This window comes from Streptomyces sp. GESEQ-35 (assembly GCF_017948485.1).
In the GTDB taxonomy this organism is placed as follows: Bacteria; Actinomycetota; Actinomycetes; order Streptomycetales; family Streptomycetaceae; genus Streptomyces.
The window spans coordinates 408,706-432,107 of sequence record NZ_JAFFSX010000003.1; the positions used below are offsets into that span (position 1 = coordinate 408,706).

The following is a 23,402-nucleotide window of genomic DNA, read 5'->3' on the forward strand; positions in this document are numbered from 1 at the left end:
TGCGTGGCTGCGGGCCGTATGTGGCTGGTCGCGCCCACGCGGCGGTAGCCGCATATCGATACAGCCCCGCGCCCCTTAAGGGGCGCTATCCGACCCGGCGCTCCAGTGGTACAGCGTCATCGCCACGCTCGTCGCGAGGTTGTAGCTGGAGACTTGAGGGCGCATCGGCAAGGACAGCAAATGGTCGGTACGCGCGCGTAGTTCGGCCGACAGGCCGCTGCGCTCCGACCCGAAGGCGAGGACGGCGTCGTCCGGGAGCTTCACGCCCCGGATGTCGTCGCCCTCGGGGTCGAGGGCGAAGAGCGGGCCAGGTGGCAGCTCGTCCGGCGGCAGGCGTTCCACCGCGGTCGCGAAGTGCAGGCCCGCCCCGCCGCGTACGACCGTGGGGTGCCACGGGTCGAGGGTGCCGGTGGTGACCACGCCGGTGGCGCCGAATCCGGCGGCGAGGCGGATGACGGCGCCCACGTTGCCGAGGTTGCGCGGGTTGTCGAGGACGACGACGGGCGCGGTGCGGGGAGAGTGCGCCAGCTTCTCGAGGTTGGCGGCACGGGGCGGTCGTACGGCCAGGGCCGCCACGGCGGTCGGATGCGGGCGAGGCACGAGCGACCGGTACGTCGGCTCCGGGACCTCCGTCAGCAGGGCGTCCAGGGTGTCTCGTACGTCCGGCGCCAGCTCGTCGGCGAGGGCGAGCGCGGCTGTCCGGTCGACGGCCACCGCGACCGGGATACCGGCCCCGAAGCGCACCGCGTGCTTGAGAGCGTGAAATCCGTCGAGCAGGACGGAGGCCTCGACGAGCCGGTGCCAGGTGGCCAGGGGGTCGGCGGCGGTCATGCCGTGAAGCCTACGTGCGTGTGCTCGGGGTTCTCCGGGTTCTGGGTGGCGGCCGCGTCCCCGGTCCGCTGCCCCGGCACCTTGGGGCCGCCCTCGCGCCGGAACACGCGTCCACGCGCGCGTGCCGCCCAGCCGCCCAGCCGGCGCAGGAACGACGTCGGCAGGAAGACCGCGTCCGCCGCGATCATCGCCAGCGAGAAGAAGGGCAGTCCGAGGACGACGGCGATCACGGCATGCTCGGTGATCATGGCGGCCAGCAGGATGTTCTTGACCCGCCGGTGGAACAGCGTGAACGGGAAGGCGACCTGGACGGCGACGGTTCCGTAGGTCACGAGCATCACCGCGGTACCGCTGGCCGACAGCAGGTCGGCGAGGGCGGGCCAGGGCGAGAAGTAGTCGAGGTGCAGCGGGTAGTAGACGGCGGTGCCGTCCTGCCAGCGCGAGCCCTGGATCTTGTACCAGCCGGCGGTCGCGTAGATCAGACAGGCCTCGGCCATGATCACGAGCAGGGCGCCGTTGTGCACGATGTTGCCGACCACGTCGAGCAGAATCCGCGGCTCGTCGCTCTTCGCCAGGCGGCCGACGACCCACCACACGGCCAGGGCCACCCACACGCCCCAGAGGATCACCGGCACGGCCGGGTCGCCGTCGAGTTCGCCTCCCGCGGTGACCGCGACCAGCACCAGCCCGAGTGCACCCCACAGGACGGGGCCCACCCGGTCCACCACCCACTCTCCACGCGCGCGTGCCGCACTCGCGCGCCGCTCTCGGCGCTCGTCCAGCGACCACACCTGGCCGCAGCGCGTGAAGACGAGGTAGATGCACATCAGGTGCAGGACGTTGTCGCCGCCGTCGCCCATGAAGATGCTGCGGTTCTGGAGCGAGAGCACGCCGACCATGAAGAGCACGGACATGGTGCGGGTGCGCCAGCCCAGCAGCAACAGGACGCTCGTCAGTACGGCGAGCGCGTAGACGGCCTCGAACCAGACCCCGCTGTCGGACCACATCAGGGCCGTGAAAGCGCCGTTCGTCGAGATCAGCTGCTCGGCGAGGGTGAAGTCCCAGGGACCGTCGGGGCCGTACAGCTCCTGGCGGTGGGGCAACTCCCGCAACAGGAACAGCAGCCAGGTGGCGCTGAACCCGATACGGATCACGGCGGCCTGGTACGGGCCGAGGGCGGCCTCGGTGACACGGGCGATGCCGCCCGAGATCGCCAGCGCGAAGCGGTTCACCGGGCACCCCCCTCGGAGTCGCTGGTCGAAACGGACCACCAGGGCAGTACGCGGTACACCGGCCGGTCCGAGACCTGGTCCGTGCTCCACTCGGGCGGGCGCACATTGGTGGTGCGGGACCGGACCTGGACCCGCTCGATCGTGCCGCCCTGCCCGGCCGCGTCGTCGCGGTCGAGTCGCAGCATCACTGTCCGGCGCAGATAGGTCTCCGAGAGGGCGCCGCGCAGGCCGGACGGGCGGTTCTCTGCGTCGTGCGTGGCGACGAAGAAGTCCCACGCCCGACGCAGTTCGTTCTGCTGGGTGTGGCTGGGCAGCAGATTGCCGTCGATGGCCCGGCCGTCCTGCGCGGACAGGTCGTACCAGCCGCTGGTCCGCCTGCCGCCGTCCGCCGTGCTGATCTGGGCGCGGACCTGGACGGCGATGTTCTGCTGGAGCGGGTTCGGCGCGAAGAGCTTCCAGTTCTGCTCGAACTCCGGGTAGATCCAGTCGTCTATCGCCCGGCCGTGCTGCTTGGTGACCGTGTTCGAGGGCGCGACGTGCAGGAACACCATCCCGATGTGGACACAGACGGCGACGGCGACGCAGGCGAGCGCGATGGCGACGCCGATCTGGTAGCGCAGGGAGAGAGCGGCGACGCCGGTGCGGGGGTCGGCGGCCGGTTCGTCGGAGGCCTGGCGTTCGTCCGGCTCAACCACCCCGTCCGCCCCGTCCGGGGCGTTCGAGCCACCGTCGTACGCGTCCATTCCGCCCCGTTTCCCGATTCCGGTCCGTCTTCCGGCCGCTTGGACGGGAACGGTACTCAGACCCACCCGCCCGGCACACCCCCATCAGTTCTCCCGCCGGTTTTCCACAGAGGATCCCGGCAGGTTATCCACAGCGGTTGACACCTTACGGCGCCCGTCACACCATGGAATCGCACGAACCGAACGATCGGTCGGGAGCAGGCTCCGGACAGAGCCCGAGGTCGAGGGGGCCCCATGGCGACAGCAGCCGCGCAGCAGACGGCCGGCACACAGGTGTACGGCGGACAGGACGACACCGCGGACACGGCGGCGTACGAGCACGCCTTCGACACCGCGGTGGCCGCCGACGAGCGCATCGAGCCGCGCGACTGGATGCCGGACGCCTATCGCGCGACGCTGGTGCGGCAGATCGCCCAGCACGCGCACTCCGAGATCATCGGCATGCAGCCCGAGGCGAACTGGATCACCCGCGCACCCTCACTGCGCCGCAAGGCCATCCTGATGGCCAAGGTCCAGGACGAGGCGGGGCACGGCCTGTATCTCTACAGCGCGGCCGAGACCCTCGGCACCGGCCGCGACGAACTGCTGGACAAGCTTCACACCGGCCGCCAGAAGTACTCCTCGATCTTCAACTACCCGACGCTGACCTGGGCGGACGTCGGCGCGATCGGCTGGCTGGTGGACGGCGCCGCGATCACCAACCAGGTCCCCCTGTGCCGCTGCTCGTACGGCCCGTACGCACGCGCGATGGTCCGCATCTGCAAGGAGGAGTCCTTCCACCAGCGCCAGGGGTACGAACTGCTGCTGGCCCTCAGCCGCGGCACCCCGGAGCAGCACGCGATGGCGCAGGACGCGGTGGACCGCTGGTGGTGGCCGTCCCTGATGATGTTCGGCCCGCCCGACGACGAGTCCGCGCACTCCGCGCAGTCGATGGCATGGAAGATCAAGCGCCATTCGAATGACGAGCTGCGCCAGCGCTTCGTCGACATCTGCGTCCCCCAGGCCGAGTCCCTGGACCTCACACTCCCCGACCCGGACCTGAGGTGGAACGAGGAGCGGGGGCAGCACGACTTCGGCCGGATCGACTGGACGGAGTTCTGGGCGGTCCTCAAGGGCAACGGCCCGTGCAACGAACAGCGGATCACCCAGCGCAGGCAGGCGCACGACGAAGGTGCGTGGGTCCGGGAGGCGGCCGCGGCGTACGCGACCAAGCACGCCGCTCCTGCCCCGCGCACTCATGAGACGGGAGCGGCACACGCATGACGAACACCGACTGGCCCCTGTGGGAGGTCTTCGTGCGCTCCCGCCGCGGCCTCTCGCACACCCACGCCGGCAGCCTGCACGCGCCGGACGCGGAGCTCGCCCTGCGCAACGCGCGTGATCTGTACACCCGGCGCGGCGAGGGTGTCTCGATCTGGGTCGTGCCCTCGTCCGCGATCACGGCGTCCTCGCCGGACGAGAAGGACCCCTTCTTCGAGCCGGCCGCCGACAAGCCGTACCGGCACCCGACGTTCTACGAGATCCCGGAAGGGGTGAAGCACCTGTGACCGTCGCCGTTCCCACCACGGCCGCGCTCGCCCTCGGCGACGACGCGCTGGTGCTCTCGCACCGCCTGGGCGAGTGGGCGGGCCACGCGCCCGTGCTGGAGGAGGAGGTCGCCCTCGCCAACATCGCCCTCGACCTGCTGGGCCAGGCCCGGGTGCTGCTGTCGCTGGCCGGCGACGAGGACGAGCTGGCGTATCTGCGCGAGGAGCGCGCCTTCCGCAACCTCCAGCTGGTCGAGCAGCCGAACGGCGACTTCGCCCACACCATCGTCCGCCAGCTGTACTTCTCCACCTACCAGCACCTGCTGTACGCCCGCCTCGCCACCGCAGAGGGCCCCTTCGCTCCGCTCGCCGCGAAGGCCGTCAAGGAGGTCGCCTACCACCGCGACCACGCCGAGCAGTGGACCCTGCGGCTCGGCGACGGCACGGACGTCAGCCATGAGCGGATGGAGCGCGCGGGTGAGGCGCTGTGGCGGTTCACCGGCGAGATGTTCCGGCCGGTCGAGGGCCTGGACATGGACGCCCAGGAGTTGGAGGCGGCCTGGCTGGAGTCCGTGACGAGCGTCCTGAGCCGGGCCACCCTGACCGTCCCCGAAGGGCCGCGGTCCGGTGCGTGGACGGCCGGGGCGGGCCGTCAGGGCCTGCACACGGAGTCGTTCGGGCGGATGCTCGCCGAGATGCAGCATCTGCACCGCAGTCACCCGGGGGCGTCATGGTGACGGTCACCGCCCTGGAGGCGGAACTCCTCGAGGTCGCCGGGGCGGTGCCCGACCCCGAGCTGCCCGTGCTCACCCTCCTGGAGCTGGGCGTCCTGCGTGCGGTGCGCGTCCGCGGCACGGACTTGGTCGAGGTCGAGCTGACCCCGACGTACACCGGCTGCCCGGCGATCGAGGCAATGTCCCTGGACATAGAGCGGGCGCTGCACGAGCACGGCATACGGGAGGTCTCGGTCCGTACGGTGCTCTCGCCCGCCTGGTCGACGGACGACATCTCGGCCGAAGGGCGCCGCAAGCTACGGGAGTTCGGCATCGCCCCGCCGCGCGTACAGGGGGACACCGGGCCGGTGCCGGTCGCGTTCGGGCCCACCCGCACCCGCGAGACGGACCCCGTCCGCTGCCCGCACTGCGGATCCGCCGACACCGAGCTGCTCAGCCGCTTCTCCTCCACGGCGTGCAAGGCGCTGCGGCGGTGTCGGTCCTGCCTCGAACCGTTCGACCACTTCAAGGAGCTGTGATGGCCCGCTTCCACACGCTCCCCGTAGCCGCGGTCGACCGGCTCACCGACGACTCCGTGGCCCTCACCCTGACCGTGCCCCCGGAGCTGCGGGAGGAGTACCGGTACGCACCGGGCCAGCACCTCGCCCTGCGGCGCAAGGCCGACGGCACGGAGATCCGGCGCACCTACTCGATCTGCTCCCCGGCGCCCGGGCCCGAAGGCCCGCGGACCCTGCGGGTCGGGGTGCGTCTGGTCGAGGGCGGGGCCTTCTCGACGTACGCGCTCAAGGAGATCGACGTCGGCGACGAGCTGGAGGTGATGACCCCGGCCGGCCGTTTCACGCTGGCGCCCGCGCCCGGCCTGTACGCCGCGATCGTCGGCGGCAGTGGCATCACCCCGGTGCTGTCGATCGCCTCGACGCTGCTGGCGCGTGAGCCCGGGGCCCGGTTCTGCCTGATCCGCAGCGACCGTACGTCCGCCTCGACGATGTTCCTTGAGGAGGTCGCCGATCTGAAGGACCGCTACCCGGAGCGGCTGCAGCTGGTGACGGTGCTGTCCCGGGAGGAACAGCAGGCGGGGCTGCCGTCCGGGCGGCTCGACCGGGACCGGCTCACCGGGTTGCTGCCCGCGCTGCTGCCGGTGGAGGACGTGGCCGGCTGGTTCCTGTGCGGACCGTTCGGGCTGGTGCAGGGGGCCGAGCGGGCGCTCCGCGCGCTCGGAGTGGCGCGGACCCGCATCCACGAGGAGATCTTCCACGTGGACCCGCTGACGGCTCCCGCGACTGCGGTCTCGGCCCCGGCACACAGCACCATGACCGCACGCCTCGACGGCCGCGGCGGGACCTGGCCCGTCCAGGACGGCGAGTCCCTGCTGGAGACGGTCCTGCGCAACCGGTCCGACGCGCCTTACGCCTGCAAGGGCGGGGTGTGCGGGACATGCCGGGCGTTTCTGGTCTCCGGCGAGGTGCGGATGGACCGCAACTTCGCGCTGGAGCCGGAGGAGACGGAGGCGGGGTATGTGCTGGCGTGCCAGTCGCATCCGGTGACGGAGAAGGTGGAGCTGGACTTCGACCGCTAGCGCCGTCACCACGCGCCGCCCGGCAGCCTCCCACCCCGCACCACCGCCCGGCAGCTTCCCCACCCGGCACCACCGCCCGGCAGATTCCCCACCCCGCATCACCGCCCGGCGGCTTCCTCACCCGGCATCACCACCTCGCCGTTCCCTCACCCGGAGCCGCCAGGCCGTTCCCTTCTCCTAGAACCTGTTCTATCTTGACGCTCCGTCAGATCAGCGGATCCGCCGGAGGGACAAGGACTGTGGACTTCACCTTCACCGAGGAGCAGCAGGCGGCGGCCGAGGCGGCGCGAGGGGTGTTCGGCGGGGTCGCGCCGGACGCCGTGCCCAGCCCGGCGCTCACCCTGGGCGCCGTGGCCGACGACTTCGACCGGGAGCTGTGGGCCAGGCTCGGCGACGCGGACCTGCTGAGCCTGCTACTCGCCCCGGAGTACGGCGGGGCGGGCCTGGACGCCGTCGCGCTGTGCCTCGTTCTGCGGGAGTCGGCGAAGGTGCTGGCGAGGGTGCCGCTGCTGGAGAGCTGCGCGGCCGCGGCGGCCGTACAGGCTTATGGCGGCGAGGAGTTGAAGTCCGATCTGCTGGCGCGGGCGGGCCATGGCGAGGTGGTCCTGACCGTCGCCGCCGCCGGCCGCACCGGGCACGACTCCGCCGAACTCGCCGTCACCGCACGTCAGGAGGGCGACCACTGGACGCTGGACGGTGTGCAGACCGCGGTGCCGTGGGCGTACAACGCCGACTTCGTCGTCGTACCGGCCCGGACGGACGCCGGCCGGACCGTCCTCGCGCTGGTTCCGCGAGTGCACCAAGGCGTGGTGCTCGCCGAGCAGTTCTCCACGAACGGGGAGCGGTTGGCCGAACTGCACCTGGACTCCGCGCGGATCGCGGCCCGCGACATCATCGAAGCCGACGGCGCCTGGGAGTGGCTGCGCGATCTGCTGGCCACCGGGACCTGCGCGCTGGCCCTCGGGCTCGGCTCCCAGGTGCTGCGGATGACCAGCGAATACACCGGGAAACGGGAGCAGTTCGGGTTCCCGGTGGCCACCTTCCAGGCGGTCGCCGTGCAGGCCGCCGACCGCTACATCGACCTCCGTGCGATGGAGGCCACACTGTGGCAGGCCGCCTGGCGGATCGCGTCGGGGGCGCCGGGCGCGCTGCCCGCCGCCGGAGACGTGGCCGTCGCGAAGATCTGGGCGAGTGACGGCGTACGGCGGATCGTGCAGACCGCACAGCATCTGCACGGCGGATTCGGCGCCGACACCGACTATCCGCTGCACCGGTACCACGCCTGGGCCAAGCACCTTGAGCTGTCGCTCGGCCCGGCGGCGGCACACGAGGAGGCCCTGGGCGATCTGCTGGCCGCCCACCCACTGGGCTGACGGCGCCGCGCGCCTCCCAAGTCGCGGAGCCCCGGTGAAGTCCTGGACGAGTCCCGGACGCGCCTAGAGGACGAACCCGGGCTGCCCCTCGTCCGTGACGACCGGCCGGCCCGCGTGTGCCCACGTCTCCATGCCGCCGTCGACGTTCACGGCATCGATGCCCTGCTGGACGAGGTACATCGTGACCTGGGCCGAACGTCCGCCGGAACGGCAGATCACATGGACCCGGCCGTCCTGCGGAGCCGCCTCGGTCACCTCGCCGTACCGGGCCACGAACTCGCTGATGGGGACATGCAGCGCCCCATCGGCGTGACCCGCCCGCCACTCGTCGTCCTCGCGGACATCCAGCAGGAAGTCGCCGTCCTTGAGGTCACCGACCTCGACCGTGGGCACACCAGCTCCGAAACTCATGTCCCCGACGCTACCGGACCGGCTACCCGGCCCGACGGGGCGAGCGCTCCGCGGGAAGTGCGGCGAGGAGAGGTCGTCGATCGTCTGCGGCCCGGCGGTGGCTGGTCGCGCCCACGCGGCGGAGCCGCATATCGACACAGCCCCGCGCCCCTTTGCGGCGCTGTCGATCCGCAGCCGACGATCCGCAGGCGACTGCACCAAGGCCGGTCAGCGCAGCAGCTCCGCCAGCTGCGCCTCGCGCTCGGCGACCTGGGCCAGAAGCTGTTCGGCGACCTCTTCCAAGAGACGGTCGGGGTCGTCCGGTGCCAGCCGGAGCATGGCGCCGATCGCGCTCTCCTCCAGTTCCCGGGCGACGACGGCGATCAGTTCCTTGCGCTGGGCGAGCCATTCGAGGCGGGCGTAGAGCTCCTCGGCCGGGCTCGGGCGCCGCTCCTCGGGGACCGGTCCTGCGGCCCACTCCGCGGACAGCTCCCGCAGCAGGGCCTCGTCGCCACGGCTGTAGGCGGCGTTGACGCGCGTGATGAACTCCTCACGCCGCTTGCGCTCGCCCTCCTCCTGGGCCAGGTCGGGATGGGCCTTGCGGGCCAGCTCGCGGTAGAGCTTGCGGGCCTCGTCGCTGGGGCGCACCCGCTGCGGGGGGCGTACCGGCTGCTCGGTGAGCATCGCGGCGGCCTCCGGGGACAGTCCGTCCCCGTCCATCCAGCCGTGGAACAGCTCCTCGACACCCGGCATCGGCATGACCCGGGCCCGGGCCTCGTCCGCCTTACGCACGTCCTCGGGGTCGCCGGTACGGGCGGCCACGGCCTCGGCGATCCGCGCGTCCAGCTCGTCGAGCCGGGCGTACATCGGGCCGAGCCTCTGATGGTGCAGCCGCGAGAAGTTCTCCACCTCCACACGGAAGGTCTCCATCGCGATCTCGTACTCGATGAGCGCCTGCTCAGCGGCCAGCACAGCCCGCTCCAGCCGCTCCTCGGGCCGGGGCGCGGCGTCCTCGGAGGAGGCGCCGGCGTCCTGGAGCCCGGGCGCACCGTCCTCGGCCTCGGCCGACGGCACGCCGTCCTCCGGCGTCACCCCGGCCTCTCCTGCGACCCCACCCTGCTCAGCTTCCGACCTCGTCACCCGCCCAGCGTAGGCCACGGCCCGCCCGGCCCGACGGCCTCACCGCGCGCACCGTCCATGGCCCCGCCCACCGAAGGCCAAGCGCAGCGAACGTCCATCGAAAGCCAGGGCCCCGGCGCCCCGCAGAGCCAAGCCCCGCTATGGCCGGACCCGGCGAACGCCCACCGACAACCGAGCCCCGCGGCACCCACCGACAGCCAGGCCCGGCAGAGCACCGGCCGAAACCCGAGCCCCACCAAACGCCGGCCCCGTCACACCCCCGTCTCCGCCGCAACCCGCCCCGACCGCACAGCCGCCACCAGCTCCGCGTGGTCGGCCTCCGTGCGGTCGGCGTAGGCCACGGCGAAGGTGGCCATCGCCTCGTCCAGTTCCTCGTTCTTGCCGCAGTAGCCGGAGATGAGGCGGGGGTCGGCGCTGTGGGAGTGGGCGCGGGCCAGGAGGGCGCCGGTCATACGGGCGTAGTCGTCGATCTGGTCGGTGGAGAGGGCGGCGGGGTCGACGCTGCCCTTGCGGTTGCGGAACTGGCGTACCTGGAAGGGGAGTCCGTCGACCGTCGTCCAGCCCAGCAGGATGTCGCTGACGACCTGCATACGCTTCTGGCCGAGCACCACCCGGCGCCCGTCGTGGCCCACCTTCGGCGCCTCGAACCCCGCTGTCACCAGGTGCGGAACCAGCACGGAGGACCTGGCCTCCTTCACCTGGAGCACCAGCGGCTCGCCACGGTGGTCCAGCAGCAGCACGACGTACGACCGCGTGCCCACACTGCCCGTGCCGACCACGCGGAAGGCCACATCGTGCACCGCGTGCCGGGCCAGGAGGGGAAGGCGGTCCTCGGAGAGCGTCGTCAGATACTCCTCCAGGCCTGCTGCCACCGCCGCCGCCTCCGCGTCCGGCACCTGCCGCAGCACCGGAGGGGCGTCGACGAAGCGCCGCCCGCCGTCCTCGGTCGGCGCCGTCGACCTCTCCGCGAAGCGCCCGCTGGTGTTGGCCCGCGCCTTCTCGGCGACCCGCTCCAGCGTGCCGAGCAGGTCATGGGCGTCAGTGTGGGAGACGAGTTCCTCGTCCGCGATGGCGTTCCACGCGTCCAGGACCGGGAGCCTGGCCAGCAGCCGCATGGTGCGGCGGTAGGCGCCCACCGTGTCGTGCGCGGCCTTGCGGCAGGTGTCCTCGCCGGCGCCCGCCTCACGGGCCGCGAGCACCAGCGAGGCGGCGAGCCGCTTGAGGTCCCACTCCCAGGGGCCGTGGACCGTTTCGTCGAAGTCGTTCAGATCGATGACCAGGCTGCCGCGTGCGTCGCCGTACAGCCCGAAGTTGGCCGCGTGGGCGTCGCCGCAGATCTGGGCGCGGATCCGGGTCATGGGGGTGCGCGCCAGGTCGTAGGCCATCAGGCCCGCGGAGCCGCGCAGGAAGGCGAAGGGGGTCGCGGCCATGCGGCCGATCCGCAGCGGGGTGAGCTCGGGGAGCCGGCCGCGGCTGGACTCCTCGACCGCGCTCACCGCGTCGGGGCGGGAGCCGTCCGCGTCGAGTGCGGCGTGCGTGTTCCGCGGAACCAGCTTCCGCAGCGCCTTCCCCTCTTCCTTGGGCGACTGCGCCCCCGTGGCGGACCACTCGGCGAAGCCCTGCACGCGCGGCAGCCGACGCGCCGCCCGAGCACTCACGGCAGCCCCCTGGGCCACCTCAGCCACTCCCGCATCCACCTGGGTCACACCGACCGCCTCCCCCGTACACGCGTAGACGCGTACACGCACGAACATCAACTCGTGCCGACGGTACAACCGGCAGCCGAAACGCGTCAGACCCTGTGGACAACTCCACCCTGTGGAGGCCCACCGCACGCGGAGCTAACAGCCGCCGTCCCGCCCGCCCTCGGGCAGATGCTTCGCCGCCCAGTCCCCGAGCTCCTGGAGAGCCGGCCTCAGCGCCGCTCCCGCGTCCGTCAGCCGGTACAGAACCCGCAGCGGCGGCCCGTCGTCGACCTCGCGCACGACGAGTCCCGCGGCGCCCAGTTCGGTGAGGCGGTCGGAGAGCATGCGCTCGCTGATCCCGGGGACGGCCCGGCGCAGATCGGCGAAGTGCGCGGGCTGCTCCACCAGCACGGACACGATCGGGCCGGTCCAGCGCTTGCCGAGCAGCAGAAATACACGGCTGATGCCGCCGTCCACCCGCTTGCACGTCGACTCGTCGTGAATCTGCTCACCCGCCATGGCTTCAGGGTACTGCCCTGACAACAAGGGGATGAAAAAAAGTAAGTACCTGTGTTATTCATAGTCGAGTACGAAAACTTAGTTACTGCGCCTTCGTGCGGGCACCCCTCTTTGTCATCCCCGTACGGCCACCCTCTTCTTGGAGACCCCCATGGCCACGCTTCTGCACATCGACTCGTCCGTGTTCCCCCACGGCGCCTCCGCGTCCCGCGCCGTCGCGGACGCCTTCCGCAAGACCTGGGAGGAGCAGCACCCCGAGGGCACGGTGATCTACCGCGACCTCTCCGCGGAGCCCGTCGCGCACATCACCGCCGACGCCCACTCCGCCGGCTTCGCCGACCCGGCCGCGCACAGCCCCGAGCAGGCGGCCGCCTTCGCGGAGCGCCTGACGCTGATCGAGGAGCTGGAGCGGGCGGACGCCGTGCTGATCGGCGCCCCGATGTACAACTTCACGATCCCGTCCACCCTGAAGGCCTGGCTTGACCACGTGATCCTGATGGGCCGCACCGCCGCCAACGAGGACTCGGAGGTCAAGGGCACCCCGGTCACCGTCGTCGCCAGCCGCGGCGGCTCCTACGCCCCGGGCACCCCGCGCGAGGACTCCGAGTACGTGCAGAACTACCTGTCGGCGATCTTCACCGGCCTCCTCGCCATGGACCTCGACTTCATCGTCCCGGAGCTCACCATGGCCCCGCACAACCCTGCGATGGCCGAGCTGGTCCCGCTCTTCGAGGCCTCCCGCGAACGCTCCCTCGATGACGCCGCCGCCAAGGCCAAGAAGCTGGCGCAGCGCTTCGCCGCGTAGGCGCCCCCGAGGGGCGGCCGTGGTGTGATTGTCCTCTCACCTGCGACCCTGCGCCCGACCGTCCGGGAAACGAAAAAGCCCCGCAGGTCCAGGACCTGCGGGGCTTCCGTCTGGTGGGGAACCGACGAAATGCGCTGGTCAGCGGCTACCCGTGAGCAACAGAGATCGTTTCCCGGGGAGAGATTGATCCTTTCCCACCGCGCAGGTCCCACGGGCTCCCGGTCAGGTCAGACGGATGGCCTTCCCGCGCCGACCGCCGCGTTCAGAGCCGCCAGGCAATTGGCGGCTCTGTACGTAGGACGCCTCACCTTGTCGTCGCCTGCTCCCTCTGCGATAGGTGGCATGGCAATCAGAGACCTGCACGGCGAGAACAGTGGGCACCTCCCGGAGTAGGTCGCGTCCGCAATCCGCGACCTGGCCGGCGACACTGCCAGCGCCGATGAAGCCGAGCGTCGTCACGACCGGCTCTCGGTCTGCGGGTGGACGGTGAGCACCGGCTTGCCGGTGGCGCCGCCCGACTCGGCGAGCGCGTGGGCCTTGGCGGCCTCGGTGAGCGGGAAGGTGGCGGCGACGTGCGGGCGCAGCCGCCCGGCCTCGGCGAGAGCGGCGAGGCCGGTCATGCCGGACCGGTCGTGCTCGATGACCAGGTTCTTCGCCCGCACTCCCAACTCGGCGGCGCGCGCGGTCACTTCGTCGAAATCGACGGGCAGGCTGGAGACCAGGATGCCGCCGGGCCTGAGGGAGTCCAGGGCGCGCAGCCGGACCTTGCCGCCGACCACGTCGAGGACCACGTCGATGCCGTGGGCCTCCTTGACGACGTCGGCGGTGCGGTAGTCGATGACCTCGTCCGCACCCAGGCCGCGCACGAGGCCGCACTTGTCGCCGGACGCCGTGCCGATCACGTACGCGCCGCGCGCCTTGGCGACCTGCATCGCGAGGTGCCCGATACCGCCGGCCGCGCCGAGCACCAGCACCCGCTGCCCCGGCCGCAGATCGGCGGTGTCGACCAGCGCCTGCCAGGCGACCAGGCCCGCCATCGGCAGCGCGGCTGCCTCGGCGTGACTCAGCTCCGCGGGCTTGGGCGCGAAGGCGCGGACGGGACCGGTGACGTACTCGGCGTAGGCTCCGGCTCCGTTCGGGTAAGGCAGCATGCCGAACACCTCGTCGCCCACCTCGAAGAGCGAGACGCCCAGCCCGACCGCCTCGACGACACCGGACACGTCCCAGCCGAGCGTGAAGGGCGGCTCGCCCAGGAACAGGCCGAGCCTGCGGTGCTGGCCGTCGGTCGGGTTGACTCCGGCGGCGTGTACGGCGGCAAGGATCTAGCTATCACGCGATGCGCCGACGAAGGTCACCCCGGGCCGCATCCAGGATCTCGTCGGAGAGACCGGGGGCGGACTCGGCGACGGCCCGTGAGAGCAGCAGGGCGCCGACCATCTGGCTGAACGTCGCCAGCGTCAGGGCGCGTACCCGCTGCGGCTCCTCGATCCGGGTCGCGTCCCGCACGATCTGCTCGAGGCGCTCGATGTTCGCAGCCAGGCCTTTCGCGTAGTCACACATGGCGGCCGGGTCGAAGCGGCGCGCGTCGCCGGCGAAGCCTGCGTTCGGGCAGCCGTGCGCTATGTCCGCGCGATGGTCGGGCGAAAGGTAGTAGTCGAACTGGTCCGTGAGCGGGTCGGTGCCCTGCTGCGCCGAAGCGGCAGCGGCGCAGTCGAGGTCGGCGAGCCCGCGTGTCATGGCCCGGGTGACCACCTCGTCCACGAGCGCACCCTTCGAGGTGAAGTGGTTGTAGAACCCGCCCCGGGTCAGCCCCGCGGCTTTCATCAGCTCGACGAGACCGACTGCGTCCACACCACGGTCACGGAACAGCTCCTCGGCGGCGGCGATGATCGCCTCTCGGTTCTCCGCGGCCTTCTCGCGTGTCACACCCACGGCCCCATCCCATCTCGCCCCGTCCCACCGCGTCACCTCGACTTTAGCCCGATGGGATCAATCAGACAATGTCGATCGACATTGACATGCGGACTGGCTGAGCGTAGAACGATGTCAAGCGACATTGTCTTTGCGAGGAGCACTCTCATGTCCCTCATCCCGCCGCAGTCCGCGACCGGTCGGCACCCGCTGTTCGAGCCCTACAAGATGGGCCCGATCGAGCTGCCCAACCGCTTCGTCATGGCCCCGCTCACCCGCATGCGCGCCGACAACCCCCACAGCGCGCCGACCGCGCTGCACGCCGAGTACTACGCCCAGCGAGCCGGCGCCGGCCTCATCATCAGCGAAGCCACCGCGATCAGCCCGGACGGCTTCGGCTGGGCGGGAAGCCCCGGCCTGTGGAGCGCGGAGCAGGTCGCCGGCTGGCGCCAGGTGACCGACGCCGTGCACGCCGCGGGCGGACGGATCATCGCGCAGCTGTGGCACCTGGGAGCGATCTCGCACCCGGACCTGCTGCAGGGGCGCACGCCGATGTCCGCCTCCGCCGTCAACCCGCTCCAGGAGAGCGCTACCGCGGCCGGGCGCGTGCCGACCGTCACCCCGCGCGCCATGACCAAAGCAGAGATCCGCCAGACCGTCGCGGACTACGCGACCGCCGCGCGCAACGCGCACGACGCGGGGTTCGACGGCGTGGAGATCCTGGCCGGCTACCTCTACCTGATCGCCCAGTTCCTCAACCGCTCCACCAACCTGCGCACCGACGAATACGGCGGCAGCCTCGAGAACCGGGCCCGCCTGCTGTTGGAGGTCGTGGAGTCCGTCGCCGAGGCCGTCGGCCCCGAACGGACCGGCATCAAGTTGGGTCCGATGCACGAGACCGGCCCGTTCGAAGCCAACGACGAGACGCTGCCCGTAACCGAGTACGCCGTCGGCCGCCTGAACGACTTCGGCCTGTCCCACCTGCTGATGATGGGCGGCACCCGCGATCTGACCGGTACGCCGCTCCAGGCCCTGGCGGGCGACGGGATGTTCCGCCACTTCCGCCGCCTGTACCGGGGCACGCTCATCGGGACCGTCGACTTCGACCTCGAACGCGCAGGCGCCCTGATCTCCTCCGGCGACGCCGACCTGATCGCTTTCGGCAGGCCGTTCATCTCCAACCCCGACCTTGCCGCCCGCTTCGCCGCCGGCGCCCCGCTCGCCGACATCGACTGGGCCACCGTCTACGGCGGCGGTGCGCGCGGCTACAGCGACTACCCGGCCCTCGAGACCGTCACACAGGGAGCGTCATGACTGTGCCATCACAACTCGACGACGTCTTCAGCGCCTCACTTACAGGCCGGCGGGCGCTGGTCACCGGGGGCTCCAGGGGGATCGGCGCCGGTATTGTCCGCCGGCTCGCGGCCGACGGGGCCGCCGTGGCGTTCACGTACCGAGAGGGCAAGGGTGCCGCGGAAAGCCTCGAGCAGGAGATCACCAGCTCGGGCGGCCACGCCTGGGCGGTCCAGGCCGACAGCGCGGATCCCGCGGCAGTCCGCGCGGCGGTCAAGGGAGCCGTCGAGCGCTTCGGCGGCCTCGAAGTGCTGGTGAACAATGCGGGCGTCTCTCACATGGCACCCGTGGAGGAGTTCCCGCTGGACGAGTTCGACCGGCTTGTCGACGTCAACGTCCGGGCGATCTTCGTGGCGGTCCAGGCCGCCCTGCCGCACCTTGGCGCGGGCGGGCGGATCATCAGCATCGGCAGCGTGCTGGCCGACCGGGCCCCGGTCACCGGTGTCAGCGTCTACTCGCTCACGAAGGCCGCCGTGGCCGGGCTGTCTCGCAGCCTGGCACGGGAACTCGGCCCCCGCGGCATCACCGTCAACACCGTCCAGCCCGGTCCGGTGGAGACCGACTTGAATCCCGACTCCGGCGAGTTCGCCGACGCCATCCGGGCGATGACTGCCGTCGGCCGCTACGCCCAACCCCGCGACATCGCCGATGCCGTGGCGTTCCTGGCCCGAGCTGAGGCCGGGTTCGTGACCGGGGCTTCCTGGAACGTCGACGGCGGCTACGCCCTGTAAGCCTCCGGCGCCAATCATGACCGGCCCGGCCTCTCACGACCGACGGCTCGCAGCGACCATCCCACCAGCACAGACGCCTGCAACGGCTCCGAACCCGCCGGCCGGGCACGCGGGGACAGCCCCGCCTACCCAGCCGGCGGCCAAACCCATTGGAAGAAGTGACGTGGTGACGAACCAGCCAGCCCTGCCCCAACCGCTGGTCTCCACCGACTGGCTCGCAGAACACCTCGGCGACCCGGACCTGCGGATCCTGGACGCGACCGCTCACCTGGAGGGGCCCGAATCCGGCTCCGCCGGGTGGAGTCTGCGCCCCGGGCTGGACAACTACCTCGCCGCACACATCCCGGGCGCGGCGTACGCCGACGTCCTCGGCGAGCTGTCCGAGCCCGACGGGGGCATCGCCAGCAAGCCCTCCCCGGCGCGGTTCGCCGCGGCAGCCGGCCGCCTGGGCCTCGGCCCAGGCAGCCGGGTGGTGGTCTACGCGCTCGAGCCACACTGGGCCACCCGCCTGTGGTGGCTGCTGCGCGCAGGCGGTGTCGACAACGCCGCAGTGCTCGACGGCGGACTGCGCAAGTGGACCGCCGAAAGGCGGCCGACCGCAACCGGCGTGGAAACCTACCCAGCGACCGAATTCGTCGGCGAGCCGCGACCGCGAATGTTCGCCGAACTCGACGAGGTCAAGCGGGTGGTCGACGCCGGTGCCGGCGCGTGCCTGATCAACAGCCTTTCCCCACAGGACCACCACGCGGTCCAGACCGACAACTTCGCCCGTCCCGGCCACATCCCCGGCAGCGTCAACGTGTTCATGGCCCACCTGCTCGACCCGGCCACCGGCACATTCAAGCCGCCCGACCAGCTCCGCGAGATCTTCGCCGACGTGCTGTCCCAACCAGGACGCAAGGTCACCTACTGCGGCGCCGGGATCGCGGCGACCAGCGACGCGTTTGCCCTGATGCTGCTCGGCGAGCCCGACGTCGCGCTCTACGACGGCTCGCTCGAACAGTGGACCAATAACCCCGAACTCCCCCTGGAAGTAGGCTGATTACAGTGAGTATGCGCGTTTTTGTCACCGGCGCGTCCGGATGGATCGGCTCCGCCCTCATCCCCGAACTCATCAGCGCGGGCCACGAAGTCACCGGCCTCGCCCGCTCGGACGCCTCGGCCGCCGCCCTCACCGAGGCCGGGGCCCGAGTACATCGCGGCGATCTCGACGATCTCGACGCTCTGCGCAGCGCGGCCCAGGCGTCGGACGGCGTGATCCACCTCGCCTTCAACGTCGGCCTTGCGCTCTCCGGGAACTTCCAGGGCGCGGTCGACGCGGACCGACGCGCAGTCCAGGCGCTGGGCGAGGCCCTCACCGGTTCCGATCGGCCACTGGTCATGGCCTCCGTGACGCTCGTGCTGGAACCGGGGCGAGTGGGAACCGAAACCGACGCACCCGGTCTCGACCCGGCCGACGCCGTCGGGCCGCGGGCCCGAATCGTCCCGGAGCAGGCCGCGCTGTCGTTCGCTTCGCGCGGCGTCCGCGCGTCGGCCGTGCGCCTTCCCCCGACGGTCTACGGCGACGGGGATCGCGGATTCCTCGCGAGCCAGATCGCCATCGCCCAGGCCAGGGGAGTCTCCGGCTTCCTCGGCGACGGCTCGAACCGCTGGTCGGCCGTGCACCGGCTCGATGCGGCACACGCGTTCCGCCTGGCTCTGGAGAAAGCCCCGGCGGGATCGCTGCTGCACGCGGTCGCGGACGAAGGCGTGCCGACCCGCGCCATCGCCGAGGTGATCGGGCGACACCTCGAACTCCCGGTACGTTCCGTCCCCGCCGGTGACGCGAACGAGCACTTCGGCCCCCTGGCGCCCTTCCTGGCCTTCGACAACCCGGCCTCCAGTGTGCTGACCCGCAAGCTACTGGGCTGGCAGCCGACCCGACCCGGGCTCATCGAGGACCTCGACGAGGGCCACTACTTCCGCAGCCTGCCCACACCGGCAGCCGAACCCAAGGGCCATCACGGAGGAACCTCGTGAACATCGGCGTCACCCTGTCCTCCCTCCAGGCAACCCCAGGCGCCGCCAACGTCGTCGACCGTGCCGTCGATCTCGGCTCCCAGGCCGAGCGCCTCGGACTCGACTCGGTGTGGTTCCCGCAGCTGGGCGGCTACGACGCGATCGCGGTGGCCTCCGCGGTGGGCCGCGCCGTACCCCGTATCCGCGTCGGCCCCGCCGTGGTTCCGATCTTCCCCAGGCATCCGCAGCTACTCGCGTCCGCGGCCAAGACCGCACAAGCCGCCACCACCGGCCGGTTTCAACTGGGCATCGGGCTGGGCGCCAAGCACGTGCTGGAACCCGCCTACGGCCTGCCCTACCCACCACCGATCACCCACCTCCGCGAGTACCTCAGCGCGCTACGGCCGCTGCTCGCAGGCGCGGACACCGGCTTCACCGGCGCCACCGTGACCTCGCACCCGTTCGGCCCCACAGCAGTGCCTGGCGCAGAGCAGCCCATCCCCGTGGTGGTGGCCGCGATGGGACCACAGGCGCTGCGAGTCACCGGCGAACTCGCGGACGGCACCGTCACGTTCCTGGCCGGCCCGCGCGCGCTGGAGCAACACATCGTCCCCGCGCTCACGAAGGCCGCTGTCGACGCGGGCCGCCCGCCACCCCGGATCATCGTCACCGTACTCGCCGTGGTCACCGACCAGGCCGAGCAGGTGACCGCTTCCGCGACCGAGCAGCTGGCCTTCTACGAAACGATCCCCTCCCACCAGCGGGTTTTCTCCTGGGAAGGCGTGGACAGGGCCGCGGAGTTGGTCGTGGCCGGCGACGAGGACACCGTGGCCGCCGGGCTGCGCCGCTACCTCGATGCGGGCGCCACCGAAATCACGCTCTACCTCACCGAATTGGCCGGGGAGGCGGACCGGGAGCGCACCTGGCGCCTCGCCGGAGAGCTGGCCGACTGACGAGGAGCCGTCCTCGCCGGCCTGCGCCGGCGAGGGCAGGGGTGGCCGCAGCACAACCGGACGACGACGCGGTTCCCCTCGATCCGACAGCAGCAGGCCACAGGCCATTGACCAACCGCCCCGGCCCCTGGAGGAATCATGAACGACAAATGGACCGCCAGCGACGTTCCCGGCCAGTCCGGCCGTGTCGCCGTGGTCACCGGCTCCAATACCGGCATCGGATTCGACACCGCCCAGGTCCTCGCCGCGCACGGCGCGACGGTGGTGCTCGCGGTGCGGAGCACGGACAAGGGCCACCAGGCCGCCGCCCGGATCGCCGCAGCCGTTCCCCAGGCGGATGTCACCGTGCAGCCCCTCGACCTGACCTCGCTCGATTCCGTACGCGCCGCGGCTGACACGCTGCGAGCCACGTACCCCACGATCGACCTGCTGATCAACAACGCCGGGGTGATGTACACGCCCAAGAGCACCACCCGCGACGGCTTCGAGCTGCAGTTCGGCACCAACCACCTCGGCCACTTCGCACTGACCGGCTTGCTGCTGGAGCGAATGCTGCCGGTCGCCGGCTCCCGGGTGGTGACTGTCAGCAGCATCGTCCACCGTGTCCAGGCCGACGTCGACCTGGAGGACCTCCAGTGGGAACGCCGGACCTACAGCCGGGGAGGTGCCTACGGTCAGTCGAAGCTGGCGAACCTGCTGTTCACCTACGAACTCCAGCGCCGGCTCGCCGGCAAGGGCTCGACCATCGCCGTCGCCGCCCACCCGGGCATCGCGGACACAGACCTGATGCGCAACTCACCTCTGCCCGTCCGCGCGCTGGCCGCCGTGATCCGTCCGTGGCTGTTGCAGACCGCGGAGCGCGGAGCGCTGCCCACACTGCGCGCGGCGACCGATCCAGGCGTGCAGGGCGGGGAGTTCTACGGCCCGGACGGGTTCCTCGAGGGCAGAGGCCGTCCCGTGCGGGTGAAGTCCAGCAAAAAGTCCCACGACGCAAACCTGCAACACCGTCTGTGGGAGGAGTCGGAGCAGGTGACAGGTGTGTCGTTCCCCGTCTAGTTTCCCGGCCCTGAGTTCTACGGTCCGGTGGAGTTGCAGCAGGGAGACCGGGAGTCCTGCTGGTTCCCACACAGTCCGCGCGGCGGACTCCGGAGGGGCGGGCAGGCCGGCGCGGGGCGTGGCGCTGCCGGCACAGACCGTGCAGTGCGCCGACGGCCGGGGCAACATCGCGGTGGCCGCCGAGTTGGTTGAGGGTCACCCGGTCCTGCGCCGAGCGGGCGAGGTCGCCGGCACGGAACAGGACGAGCGGCGGAAGACCACCGACACGCCCGACGCCGACCTTGCCACGGACCGGGCCGCCGGCCGACGTGAGATCCCGGTGCCTGTCGTCGAGCCGGCGGGTGAAGCCGCCTGGAGCCGGCCGACACCTCAGTTGCCTGTGCCGACCCGGAGGACGGGTGCTTCCACCACGCCCTTCGCACCGGCACACCGACCTGGAGAGAGAGAAGAACCCGTGACCACCACTACGCCCGAGCAGAATCGGGCCCTTGTCCTTGAAGCGTTCGACACCCTGTTCAACCGGCGCGACTACGGCGCCGCCGAACGCTACTGGTCCCCCGACTACATCCAGCACAGCGCCCACATCGGCCCCGGACGTGACGGGCTGTTCGACCTGATCAAAGCCCTGCCCGCGCACTTCAGGCACGAGGTCGACTTCACCATGGCCGAGGACGACATGGTCATGGTCCGCGGCCGGTTCAGCGGCCACGGCCAGCCCAGGCCGTGGATCGCCGTCGACTTCGTCCGCATCGAAGACGGACTGCTCAAGGAGCACTGGGACGTCATCGAGGACGAAGCCTCCCGCACCAACTCCGCCAGCGGTCTGCCCATGTACGGAACCGCGTTCCCCGACGAGCCCTGACACCCCTGGCGCGCCAACTTTCCGCCAGATACGAGAGGACAGGGAGGACAGCTCATGCCGCTGATCGATGTGATGGCCGCTGCCGGAACGTTCGCCGACAAGCAGACCCTGGCCCAGGACCTCGCCAGGACGCTGATGCACTGGGAGCAGGTCCCCGAGATCCCCTTCTTCTCCGACAACACCGCAGCGTTCATCCACGACCTGGAGCCCGCCGCGATCTCCACTGCGGCCGGCGCGGGCAACCACGTCCGCGTCCAGGTCACCACCAACGCCGGAGCGCTCAACCGCGAACAGCAACTCGGCGTCGTCGCGGAGATCACCGCCCTGATCGCCCGAGCCGCGCAGGACCCTGGTCTCGCCGACCGGACGTGGGTGGCGCTGTGCGAGGCGGTGGAAGGCGGCTGGGGCATCGCCGGGCACGCCTACACCAACCCCGAGATCGTCCAGACGGCCCGCAGACTGCTCGGCAAGGAGTGAACCAAGTCGCGCCGCGCCCGGGTCCCGGGTGTTCGTTCCCTGAGGACCGGGACTCGGGCGCGGTGGTGAACCGTGCGGATTCTGTACTCCGTCGAGTTCCTCCCGGCCCCCGACGACCGCTGGGCCGCAGCCTGGCGGCAGACCACCGACGACCAGAGCAACGGCTTCCTCGGCGGTGTCCGCCTCCCCGACGATCTGGGAACGGGACGGCCCAGCGACGAGGTAGCGCCCGCCAGGAAGGCCCGGCGGTGTTCGGGCAGGCTCGACGCCTTGCCCGGAGCATGGCGCGGACGGCCAGATCGCGCACGCTTCACGGGGCCCGAACACCGGCAGGCACGTCCGATTCGGCCGCCTCCGCGCAGCCGGAACCGCACCGAAGCGTCGCTTCCCGAGCGGCTGACCGGGCCTGCTGGGAGGCACGCTCCGGCAGGCCCCCGGCGCCGCGGCGAGCAGGGCAAGGCCGTCAGGCTCACAGCAGCCATCGGGCTGTCACCGGTCGCGATCGCCGGGGCGGGTGCCTCGCCCTCAGTGCCTTGCGGTGCTCCTTGCGCTGATCGGCCTCATCCCGCGCTTGTTCTTGGAGGGAGGTCAATCAAGCGCAGGTCGTCGGCGCAGCTGGCGCTGAGATCCTCCAGAGCCTTGGCGGACGGGCTTCCGGGAGCCGCGGTGTAGACGACCACCCGGAGGTCGTTGCGGTGTGTGGTGAGGATGTCGCAGTCCACGTGCAGCACCCCCAGTCGCGGATGGTCGATGGTCTTGTGTTCCTGTTCGTAGAGACCGACGCGACGCAGGTCCCATAGCTTGTGGAACCTCGGGCTGGCCTCGCGCAGGTCGCTGATCAGCTGCGCCAGGCGCTGGCCTGCCGGGTACTTGCCGGAGCTCGACCGCAGGTCCGCGACGATGGCTTCTTCGTACTCGTGCTGCTGATCGGGTGTGCGCACCACGTGTGTGGGCAACTCCATGAACTGTCGCCACGCCATGTTGCGTTCGGGTTCGGGGCGCTCCAGCGGGTCGCCTATCGCCGCGGCCCACATCGCATTCCACGCGACCGGGTTCCACCCCGCGTCGTAGACGGCTGCGGGGCTTCCCGAAAGCTGCTCCACCAGCCGGCGCGTGCTGGGTGGCAGCGCGCCGGTGATGGGCTTGTCTTCGGGTACCAGGTGCCCAGCGAGCCGGAACAGGTGTTCGCGTTCGGCGTCGGTCAGGCGCAGGGCACGGGCCAGCGCGGTCAGTACCTGGACCGACGGTGCGCTCGCGCGGCCCTGTTCGAGCTGGACGAGGTAGTCGGTGGACACACCTGCCAGGCGGGCGAGTTCCTCGCGGCGAAGGCCGCGGGCCCGCCGGTTCGCAGCCGTGGGCAGCCCGAACTCCTCGGGAGTCGCCCGGTCCCGCCAGCCGCGCAGCGTCGCGCCGAACTCGTTGGTCGAAGCCGCCACGGCTTCGATTCTACGGCTGGGCACGATGCCCTGGCCTGCATCGCCTGCCTGAGTGGGGCCGGCGGAAAGCC

The 23,402-nt window shown here is 71.2% G+C and carries 25 protein-coding genes and 1 pseudogene; 15 read left to right on the forward strand and 11 right to left on the reverse strand.

Features of this window, described 5'->3' with window-relative positions:
* Positions 1-75 precede the first annotated feature (75 nt).
* Genes KCH87_RS08860 through KCH87_RS08870 form a run of 3 tightly spaced genes read right to left on the reverse strand, consistent with a single transcriptional unit; the run spans position 76 to position 2,806 of the window.
* Complete coding sequence (locus KCH87_RS08860; protein ID WP_210585368.1) at positions 76-831, reverse strand: RNA methyltransferase; 756 nt, start codon at positions 829-831, stop codon at positions 76-78.
* Positions 828-2,063, reverse strand: coding sequence for an HTTM domain-containing protein (locus KCH87_RS08865; protein WP_210585369.1), 1,236 nt, complete (start codon positions 2,061-2,063; stop codon positions 828-830). The genes KCH87_RS08860 and KCH87_RS08865 overlap by 4 nt, the downstream gene beginning before the upstream one ends.
* On the reverse strand, positions 2,060-2,806 hold the full coding sequence (locus KCH87_RS08870; protein ID WP_210585370.1) for a DUF5819 family protein: 747 nt from the start codon (positions 2,804-2,806) through the stop codon (positions 2,060-2,062). The genes KCH87_RS08865 and KCH87_RS08870 overlap by 4 nt, the downstream gene beginning before the upstream one ends.
* Positions 2,807-3,040: 234 nt before the next feature.
* Here KCH87_RS08870 and paaA point away from each other — a divergent pair, with 234 nt between their 5' ends.
* The 6 genes from paaA to KCH87_RS08900 all read left to right on the forward strand — a co-directional run bounded on the left by paaA (position 3,041) and on the right by KCH87_RS08900 (position 8,015).
* The gene (paaA, locus tag KCH87_RS08875) at positions 3,041-4,069 is read left to right on the forward strand and encodes a 1,2-phenylacetyl-CoA epoxidase subunit PaaA (protein ID WP_210585372.1); all 1,029 of its coding nucleotides are present in this window, start codon (positions 3,041-3,043) and stop codon (positions 4,067-4,069) included.
* Positions 4,066-4,353 carry a 1,2-phenylacetyl-CoA epoxidase subunit PaaB gene (paaB, locus tag KCH87_RS08880; protein WP_073944895.1) on the forward strand — a complete coding sequence of 96 codons (288 nt, stop codon included), beginning with the start codon at positions 4,066-4,068 and terminating at the stop codon, positions 4,351-4,353. The genes paaA and paaB overlap by 4 nt, the downstream gene beginning before the upstream one ends.
* Entirely contained in the window at positions 4,350-5,069 is a 720-nt protein-coding gene (gene paaC / locus KCH87_RS08885; protein ID WP_210585373.1) for a 1,2-phenylacetyl-CoA epoxidase subunit PaaC, read from the forward strand. Before paaB ends, paaC begins: the two co-directional genes overlap by 4 nt.
* Positions 5,063-5,584 (forward strand): 1,2-phenylacetyl-CoA epoxidase subunit PaaD, encoded by a 522-nt coding sequence (gene paaD / locus KCH87_RS08890; protein ID WP_210585375.1) that lies wholly within the window; start codon positions 5,063-5,065, stop codon positions 5,582-5,584. The genes paaC and paaD overlap by 7 nt, the downstream gene beginning before the upstream one ends.
* Positions 5,584-6,642 (forward strand): 2Fe-2S iron-sulfur cluster-binding protein, encoded by a 1,059-nt coding sequence (locus KCH87_RS08895; RefSeq protein ID WP_210585376.1) that lies wholly within the window; start codon positions 5,584-5,586, stop codon positions 6,640-6,642. The genes paaD and KCH87_RS08895 overlap by 1 nt, the downstream gene beginning before the upstream one ends.
* A gap of 239 nt (positions 6,643-6,881) precedes the next feature.
* Positions 6,882-8,015: an acyl-CoA dehydrogenase family protein gene (locus tag KCH87_RS08900; protein ID WP_210585377.1), complete on the forward strand. Its 1,134-nt coding sequence runs from the start codon at positions 6,882-6,884 to the stop codon at positions 8,013-8,015.
* A gap of 63 nt (positions 8,016-8,078) precedes the next feature.
* On the opposite strand, the gene KCH87_RS08905 is transcribed toward KCH87_RS08900, so the two are convergent.
* The 4 genes from KCH87_RS08905 to KCH87_RS08920 all read right to left on the reverse strand — a co-directional run bounded on the left by KCH87_RS08905 (position 8,079) and on the right by KCH87_RS08920 (position 11,749).
* Positions 8,079-8,408 carry a rhodanese-like domain-containing protein gene (locus KCH87_RS08905; protein WP_210585481.1) on the reverse strand — a complete coding sequence of 110 codons (330 nt, stop codon included), beginning with the start codon at positions 8,406-8,408 and terminating at the stop codon, positions 8,079-8,081.
* A gap of 225 nt (positions 8,409-8,633) precedes the next feature.
* Positions 8,634-9,545 carry a hypothetical protein gene (locus tag KCH87_RS08910; RefSeq protein WP_308298786.1) on the reverse strand — a complete coding sequence of 304 codons (912 nt, stop codon included), beginning with the start codon at positions 9,543-9,545 and terminating at the stop codon, positions 8,634-8,636.
* A gap of 251 nt (positions 9,546-9,796) precedes the next feature.
* Complete coding sequence (locus tag KCH87_RS08915) at positions 9,797-11,299, reverse strand: DUF2252 domain-containing protein (RefSeq protein ID WP_210585381.1); 1,503 nt, start codon at positions 11,297-11,299, stop codon at positions 9,797-9,799.
* A gap of 87 nt (positions 11,300-11,386) precedes the next feature.
* The gene (locus tag KCH87_RS08920) at positions 11,387-11,749 is read right to left on the reverse strand and encodes a helix-turn-helix domain-containing protein (protein WP_210585382.1); all 363 of its coding nucleotides are present in this window, start codon (positions 11,747-11,749) and stop codon (positions 11,387-11,389) included.
* 151 nt (positions 11,750-11,900) lie between these two features.
* On the opposite strand from KCH87_RS08920, the gene KCH87_RS08925 reads away from it, so the two are divergent.
* Positions 11,901-12,554 carry an FMN-dependent NADH-azoreductase gene (locus KCH87_RS08925; RefSeq protein ID WP_210585384.1) on the forward strand — a complete coding sequence of 218 codons (654 nt, stop codon included), beginning with the start codon at positions 11,901-11,903 and terminating at the stop codon, positions 12,552-12,554.
* 455 nt (positions 12,555-13,009) lie between these two features.
* Here KCH87_RS08925 and KCH87_RS08930 read toward each other — a convergent pair whose 3' ends face one another.
* Together KCH87_RS08930 and KCH87_RS08935 are read right to left on the reverse strand one after the other, a co-directional pair.
* A complete protein-coding gene (locus KCH87_RS08930) occupies positions 13,010-13,876 on the reverse strand; it encodes an NADP-dependent oxidoreductase (protein WP_308298792.1) in 867 nt (288 codons plus the stop codon).
* 7 nt (positions 13,877-13,883) lie between these two features.
* Positions 13,884-14,486 (reverse strand): TetR/AcrR family transcriptional regulator, encoded by a 603-nt coding sequence (locus KCH87_RS08935; protein WP_210585386.1) that lies wholly within the window; start codon positions 14,484-14,486, stop codon positions 13,884-13,886.
* Between the two features lie 147 nt (positions 14,487-14,633).
* Here KCH87_RS08935 and KCH87_RS08940 point away from each other — a divergent pair, with 147 nt between their 5' ends.
* The 8 genes from KCH87_RS08940 (at position 14,634) to KCH87_RS08975 (ending at position 21,895) form a co-directional block, all read left to right on the forward strand.
* Positions 14,634-15,779 carry an alkene reductase gene (locus KCH87_RS08940; protein ID WP_210585387.1) on the forward strand — a complete coding sequence of 382 codons (1,146 nt, stop codon included), beginning with the start codon at positions 14,634-14,636 and terminating at the stop codon, positions 15,777-15,779.
* Entirely contained in the window at positions 15,776-16,549 is a 774-nt protein-coding gene (locus KCH87_RS08945; RefSeq protein WP_210585388.1) for a 3-oxoacyl-ACP reductase family protein, read from the forward strand. Before KCH87_RS08940 ends, KCH87_RS08945 begins: the two co-directional genes overlap by 4 nt.
* Before the next feature lie 166 nt (positions 16,550-16,715).
* Positions 16,716-17,591, forward strand: coding sequence for a sulfurtransferase (locus KCH87_RS08950; RefSeq protein ID WP_210585389.1), 876 nt, complete (start codon positions 16,716-16,718; stop codon positions 17,589-17,591).
* A gap of 11 nt (positions 17,592-17,602) precedes the next feature.
* Positions 17,603-18,568: an SDR family oxidoreductase gene (locus tag KCH87_RS08955; protein WP_210585390.1), complete on the forward strand. Its 966-nt coding sequence runs from the start codon at positions 17,603-17,605 to the stop codon at positions 18,566-18,568.
* Positions 18,565-19,500, forward strand: coding sequence for a TIGR03564 family F420-dependent LLM class oxidoreductase (locus KCH87_RS08960; RefSeq protein ID WP_210585391.1), 936 nt, complete (start codon positions 18,565-18,567; stop codon positions 19,498-19,500). The genes KCH87_RS08955 and KCH87_RS08960 overlap by 4 nt, the downstream gene beginning before the upstream one ends.
* Positions 19,501-19,638: 138 nt before the next feature.
* The gene (locus KCH87_RS08965; RefSeq protein ID WP_210585392.1) at positions 19,639-20,556 is read left to right on the forward strand and encodes an SDR family NAD(P)-dependent oxidoreductase; all 918 of its coding nucleotides are present in this window, start codon (positions 19,639-19,641) and stop codon (positions 20,554-20,556) included.
* 118 nt (positions 20,557-20,674) lie between these two features.
* Positions 20,675-21,418 carry a nuclear transport factor 2 family protein gene (locus KCH87_RS48920; protein WP_308298787.1) on the forward strand — a complete coding sequence of 248 codons (744 nt, stop codon included), beginning with the start codon at positions 20,675-20,677 and terminating at the stop codon, positions 21,416-21,418.
* A gap of 54 nt (positions 21,419-21,472) precedes the next feature.
* Complete coding sequence (locus KCH87_RS08975; protein WP_210585393.1) at positions 21,473-21,895, forward strand: hypothetical protein; 423 nt, start codon at positions 21,473-21,475, stop codon at positions 21,893-21,895.
* Between the two features lie 120 nt (positions 21,896-22,015).
* Here KCH87_RS08975 and KCH87_RS48925 read toward each other — a convergent pair.
* A pseudogene (locus tag KCH87_RS48925) lies at positions 22,016-22,315 on the reverse strand (DUF6193 family natural product biosynthesis protein); the annotation flags it as partial.
* Between the two features lie 140 nt (positions 22,316-22,455).
* Entirely contained in the window at positions 22,456-23,331 is an 876-nt protein-coding gene (locus KCH87_RS08980) for a helix-turn-helix transcriptional regulator (RefSeq protein WP_308298788.1), read from the reverse strand.
* Positions 23,332-23,402: the final 71 nt, after the last annotated feature.

Excerpts from the sequence above, each read along its gene's own strand:
- KCH87_RS08860 (WP_210585368.1), bottom strand. The coding sequence starts at position 831 with ATGACCGCCGCCGACCCCCTGGCCACCTGGCACCGGCTCGTCGAGGCC.
- KCH87_RS08870 (WP_210585370.1), bottom strand. The coding sequence starts at position 2,806 with ATGGACGCGTACGACGGTGGCTCGAACGCCCCGGACGGGGCGGACGGG.
- paaA (WP_210585372.1), top strand. The coding sequence starts at position 3,041 with ATGGCGACAGCAGCCGCGCAGCAGACGGCCGGCACACAGGTGTACGGC.
- paaB (WP_073944895.1), top strand. The coding sequence starts at position 4,066 with ATGACGAACACCGACTGGCCCCTGTGGGAGGTCTTCGTGCGCTCCCGC.
- paaD (WP_210585375.1), top strand. The coding sequence starts at position 5,063 with ATGGTGACGGTCACCGCCCTGGAGGCGGAACTCCTCGAGGTCGCCGGG.
- KCH87_RS08895 (WP_210585376.1), top strand. The coding sequence starts at position 5,584 with ATGGCCCGCTTCCACACGCTCCCCGTAGCCGCGGTCGACCGGCTCACC.
- KCH87_RS08915 (WP_210585381.1), bottom strand. The coding sequence starts at position 11,299 with ATGTTCGTGCGTGTACGCGTCTACGCGTGTACGGGGGAGGCGGTCGGT.
- KCH87_RS08920 (WP_210585382.1), bottom strand. The coding sequence starts at position 11,749 with ATGGCGGGTGAGCAGATTCACGACGAGTCGACGTGCAAGCGGGTGGAC.
- KCH87_RS08925 (WP_210585384.1), top strand. The coding sequence starts at position 11,901 with ATGGCCACGCTTCTGCACATCGACTCGTCCGTGTTCCCCCACGGCGCC.
- KCH87_RS08940 (WP_210585387.1), top strand. The coding sequence starts at position 14,634 with ATGTCCCTCATCCCGCCGCAGTCCGCGACCGGTCGGCACCCGCTGTTC.
- KCH87_RS08945 (WP_210585388.1), top strand. The coding sequence starts at position 15,776 with ATGACTGTGCCATCACAACTCGACGACGTCTTCAGCGCCTCACTTACA.
- KCH87_RS08955 (WP_210585390.1), top strand. The coding sequence starts at position 17,603 with ATGCGCGTTTTTGTCACCGGCGCGTCCGGATGGATCGGCTCCGCCCTC.
- KCH87_RS08965 (WP_210585392.1), top strand. The coding sequence starts at position 19,639 with ATGAACGACAAATGGACCGCCAGCGACGTTCCCGGCCAGTCCGGCCGT.
- KCH87_RS08975 (WP_210585393.1), top strand. The coding sequence starts at position 21,473 with ATGCCGCTGATCGATGTGATGGCCGCTGCCGGAACGTTCGCCGACAAG.